General features: G+C 44.9%; 5 protein-coding genes. 4 read left to right on the top strand and 1 reads right to left on the bottom strand.

What is annotated here, in order from left to right; translation table 11 throughout:
• A partial coding sequence (locus LUQ50_RS15745) for an aldolase (RefSeq protein WP_300041370.1) occupies positions 1–620 on the top strand: 620 nt, incomplete at its 5' end.
• Positions 621–683: 63 nt separating this feature from the next.
• On the opposite strand, the gene LUQ50_RS15750 is transcribed toward LUQ50_RS15745, so the two are convergent.
• Complete coding sequence (locus LUQ50_RS15750; protein WP_300041372.1) at positions 684–1,571, bottom strand: ABC transporter ATP-binding protein; 888 nt, start codon at positions 1,569–1,571, stop codon at positions 684–686.
• A 109-nt stretch (positions 1,572–1,680) separates the two neighbouring features.
• On the opposite strand from LUQ50_RS15750, the gene LUQ50_RS15755 reads away from it, so the two are divergent.
• The 3 genes from LUQ50_RS15755 to LUQ50_RS15765 all read left to right on the top strand — a co-directional run.
• Positions 1,681–3,483 (top strand): PrsW family intramembrane metalloprotease, encoded by a 1,803-nt coding sequence (locus tag LUQ50_RS15755; RefSeq protein WP_300041374.1) that lies wholly within the window; start codon positions 1,681–1,683, stop codon positions 3,481–3,483.
• A complete protein-coding gene (locus LUQ50_RS15760; RefSeq protein WP_300041376.1) occupies positions 3,480–4,547 on the top strand; it encodes an ABC transporter permease in 1,068 nt (355 codons plus the stop codon). Before LUQ50_RS15755 ends, LUQ50_RS15760 begins: the two co-directional genes overlap by 4 nt.
• A 70-nt stretch (positions 4,548–4,617) precedes the next feature.
• On the top strand, positions 4,618–4,903 hold a 286-nt coding region (locus LUQ50_RS15765), incomplete at its 3' end, for a hypothetical protein (protein WP_300041378.1).

The following is a 4,903-nucleotide window of genomic DNA, read 5'->3' on the forward strand; positions in this document are numbered from 1 at the left end:
AATTAAACTCCAAGACAAATCTTGTGGGTACTGCCCAGCAGGAGCCATGTTCAGGACTCCTTACTACTATCGAACAGGTTGTCCGATTCAGAAAAAGCAGCGGATTAAAGATTGTTGGAATCGGGTACACAATTTATCTTGGATCTGAAGCAGAATCTGAAATGCTCCAGGCCGCTGCAGAAGCAGTCTTTGAAGCACACCAGAATGGTATGGTAACCGTTCTCTGGATATATCCCCGGGGAAAAGCAGTGAAGGACGAGAAAGATCCTCATCTTATTGCTGGTGCTGCGGGAGTGGCCGCATGTCTGGGTTCAGACTTTGTAAAAGTAAACCCACCTAAAAAGGAGGGTGCTTCTTCAGTTGAATTGATGAAAGAGGCAACATTGGCAGCCGGAAGAACCCGGGTGGTATGTGCCGGTGGTTCAAGTGTTGATGGCGCGGTATTCCTGAAACAACTCTGGGAGCAGATTCACATCGGGGGGTGCGCAGGAAATGCAACAGGCCGGAACATTCATCAGAAAAGTCTTGATGAAGCAGTCCGGATGTGTAATGCAATCTACGCAATAACGGTACAGGATGCATCCGTTGAAGAGGCTCTTAAGATCTATGAGAAGAAGTGAATCTAATTAAAAAAACATACAATTTTTAGAATAAACAAAAAACGATTTGTTGTTTTGATACCATTACTTCCCTATTTTCATCAGAATCTCTTCGAGTGAAGGATATTTTGATTCAATCCGCTCCACAACTCCTCCGTAACTGGTAATTTGTGATGTGAGCACATTAAGATCCGTAACTGATCTGACTGTTGACATCCAGAGGTTTCCTGATTTTTCTGATCCTTCAGGAATGGTTATGTCCGTATCATCAGCGAGAAGGTACCAGACTTCATATCTGATTGATCCGAATTGTTCCCTCAGTTCAGGCATGGTTCCCCTTATCACCACATCTCCCCGCCTTAGAATCATTACCAAATCACAGATCTCTTCCACCTGATTCAGATTATGGGCAGAGAGGATAATCGTTTTTCCCTTTTCCCTGAGTCCTTTCAGGTATTCGATGATAAACCGGCTGGTCATTGGATCAAGTCCTGATCCAGGTTCATCATAGATGAGGATGGCTGGATCATGGATGAGTGACCGGGCGATTGCGACTTTTCTTTTCATTCCTTTGGATAAGTTCCCAATCCGTTTTCCTTCAGGATTCAATGATAATTGTGATAGGAGGATCGCGGCTCTTGTATCGATTGTCCTCTTATCAAGACCATAAATTTCCCCAAAAAAACGAAGGTAATCGGGAACCAGCATGGTTTCATAGAGGCGGGATTCTTCTGGAAGGTACCCGAGCTGACACTTAATCTGCATCGGATCTGCGAGTATATCTATTCCTCCGATTGTAAGGGTTCCTGAATCGGGTGTTATCAGGCCGGATAGAATCTTTAGCAGAGTTGTTTTCCCTGCACCGTTATGTCCAATGATTCCCAGGATCTGACCTTCATTACAGGTGAAGGATACATCATGAAGAACGGTAACATCCCGATAGCGTTTGGAGAGATGTGTTGCCTCGATCATGCTTCTTCTTCCTGTACCTTGCAAACCATAAAAGATACGCTCATCCCCTGACTGATGATTGATATACCGGGCAGTTCAATCTCTCCTCATTATGCAGGTGCTGCATCAGATGCTTACTCTCTCATATTGGGAGATCAGGCGGTTTTTTACCACGATGAGTCGTGATCTGCTCCCGCTTTCAGTGATTCTCGTGATTCTCCTCCTCCTGGTGAGTGGATTTGCTGCACAACGGGGTATGCATCTGCAGGACGGCCTGTATCAGATTGGGATTGACAGTCCCGCATATTTTGATGTCATCGGGGCTGATACACGCTTTTCCGTATATGATACCAGTAAACTTTCCGGAGTAACTCCAAGAAATGCCGGACTGGATCTGAAGATTGAGATTGGCAATATTCAGCGTTCACCTGGAGAAAAAGGCAAAGCCGCTCAGAAAAGTTTTGAACGAGATTATCAGGCGTATACTGATCGTATCTATCAACAACAGGATGATATTTTTGCAGCATACCCTCTCTGGATTCAGAATGATTATGTAACCAGCGAGTTGAATTTTCTTGCAACCCAAAGTGGAGAACAATTGGGTATTTCTGGAAAAGCATTTTCAGAAGCACCTGAACCTGATCTTCCGATTGAGGAAGTATCCCCTCCGGTGTCATCAATTCCTGCTGATTCTGAAGAATTGCGGATGAGTCTTGCAGAACAGATGACCAAAGATCAGGAACAACTTAACCGGTATACCGGAATATTTTCAAAAAAAGGCACCACCGAGATACCGTACAAGGTTCCCTCCCTTCTTTCCCCTCCTCTTCCGTTTGACACCATCATCTTCATCTTTGTCTTCATCTTTCCGCTCTATTTCTCATCACAATTTTTTATGATGAGTATTATGAATGAACGGACTCTTCGACAGGGGGAAGCGCTTATAGCGGCTCCGATCAGGCCCTCAGTCCTGGTCCTGGGAAAGATGCTACCCTATGCCATGGGGATGATACTGCTTGCTTCAGCAATTCTCCTTGTAGTGCATGTGGAAATTATAGCCATACTTCCGCTCATCCCCATTATTTTCTTTTTTTTATCTTCTGCATTATTTATCGGAATGATCTCACGTAGTTATAAGGAACTCTCATTTATTTCGATTTTCTTCTCTACCATCGCGACTTCGTACCTTTTCTTCCCGAGTCTTTTTGCGAATGTCCACGTGGTTAGTCTGCTCTCCCCAGTCACTCTGGTTGTCTATGTGATACAGGGGACTGGATATACGCTGACCGATTATCTCTATGCTACGTCTCTCTTCTATCTGACCAGTGTGATCCTCTTTGCCATATGTATTCGGAATTTCAGGGAAGAGCAATTGTTCAGTGAGACGAGTATGATTGAAAAGATCACCTCCTATCTGGGTGGGTTGATTATGCCCCGGCACTGGTGGTTTTCTCTCTTCATCATTGGTCTGATCTGTATTCCCTTCGTGCTTATGGCACAGATGATGTACCTGGTACTGCTCTTTAATCTCCCGATGCCTGTATCTTTGATCCTGATTATGGTACTGGCAGCCATGACCGAGGAACTTGCAAAAGGATCAGGTATTATCGCGCTTATCACCGCTATGCCAGGTTTTCTGAATCCCCGAATTCTGGTGATCTCCTCGGCATTACTAGCACTTGGATTTTTGGTGGGAGAAAAATTACTGCTTTTTGTGACAATATCACAGATCTCTGACTCGGTCTTCGGGGCAGCTCTCTTTCTCAACATTGGTATGCTCTGGATGCCGTTTCTTCTTCATCTTGTCGGGGTCGGCATCACCGGTGGATCAGTATTATTCAAGGGACCTAAAGCTTTTCCAATTGGAGTAGCCTTGGCAACCGGTATCCATGTTCTATATAATCTGTATCTGCTCAGGGGGTGGATCTGGTGAATCTGCATCGTACATGGGTGATAACAAAAAAAGAGTTATCGGGTCTGGCAAATGAGAAAACCATTCTATTAGCCATTCTTCTCCAACTTTTCATCGCGCTCTTCTCATCCTTCCTTATGGTAGGGCTTTCAGCGATGTATGATCCTGCAACATATGGAAGTGTCACGGGTATTCGGTACGGAGTTGGCGTTGTGGGTAATGATACTGTCCTGTCTCATCTGCTTGATGAAAATCCTTCTTTCAAGGCATATCAGATGGATCTCCCTAAAGCTCTCGGGGCATTGAAGGAACGAAAACTTGCAGCGGTGATCTGGACTCCTGGAACTCTTCCAGAGGATAAGGATCCGGTTAGCCTTACTCTGTATACGATAAAAAATGATATACAGTCTGCAGTAATTGAGGTAAAACTCAAGGAAATTTTTCTGAAATATGAAAATCTTTTACGGGATGTCAGAAGTGATCGGATCACCAGGCATCCGGTTACCCTTACCGCCTCACGTCCGGTGAGTACAAATACTTTTTATGAATTTATCTATGCGTTGCTCATACCTCTTCTGCTCTTTATGCCTGCCATCATATCTGCCGGGCTTGTTATTGATCTGATAACTGAAGAATATCAGCAGCAGACGCTGGATACCTTGCGGACAACCCCGGCATCATTACATGAGATAGTCTGGGGTAAGATTGCATCCTGTGTTATTCTTATCCCGGTAGAATCAGGACTTTGGCTTGTTTTGCTCAGCCTAAACGGGATCCGGATAGGTTCTCTTCCTGAAATTCTGCTTCAGGTGATCTTTGCTTCTTCTGCTCTCATTCTGGTAGCAGCAGTCTTTGCGCTCTGGTATCGTGACCGGACCAAGGCACAATTTATTTTTTCTACCGCTGCTGTGATCCTTCTTCTGCTCATCCTGGCATTCCCGGGTAACCCTCTCAATATCATTGCGTTGCTGGCTTCCGGATCTCCTGCACCGTTTCATTGGCCGGTATTGTTGATTTTCATCAGTTTCTGTGTCATCCTGTCGGTAATGATCAGAGGTGCGGTGCGAAGAACTGAAGATGGATAATCCTGTTTCGCACCAGCAACGCTTCCGATTTTCGATAGGTTGATGCATGATTTATCGCATATAGGTTATCGTGGCTGATACATACTCATCTTCAGGGTGGACAGAATTAATCCGGGGTAATTCATACGGACGGGAGTTAGCCCGATTCTGGCGTCGTCTTGCTGCATCACTTATAGATCTATTTATCCTTATCCTGATAACCGGGATTGCCGCGACGTATCTTGGTCTCGGTGAAGGATGGCGGATGCTTCTGATGATTATTCGCAGACAGCAGATAGTAACTGATGATGGATCGATAATGACCTCATTCATCCCTATGCCAGTGGGAACTTTTCTTCTGGTAGTCTTCATCCTTA

Source organism: Methanospirillum sp. (assembly GCF_028679455.1).
Taxonomy (GTDB): domain Archaea; phylum Halobacteriota; class Methanomicrobia; order Methanomicrobiales; family Methanospirillaceae; genus Methanospirillum.

Excerpts from the sequence above, each read along its gene's own strand:
- LUQ50_RS15755 (WP_300041374.1), top strand. The coding sequence starts at position 1,681 with ATGCTTACTCTCTCATATTGGGAGATCAGGCGGTTTTTTACCACGATG.
- LUQ50_RS15750 (WP_300041372.1), bottom strand. The coding sequence starts at position 1,571 with ATGATCGAGGCAACACATCTCTCCAAACGCTATCGGGATGTTACCGTT.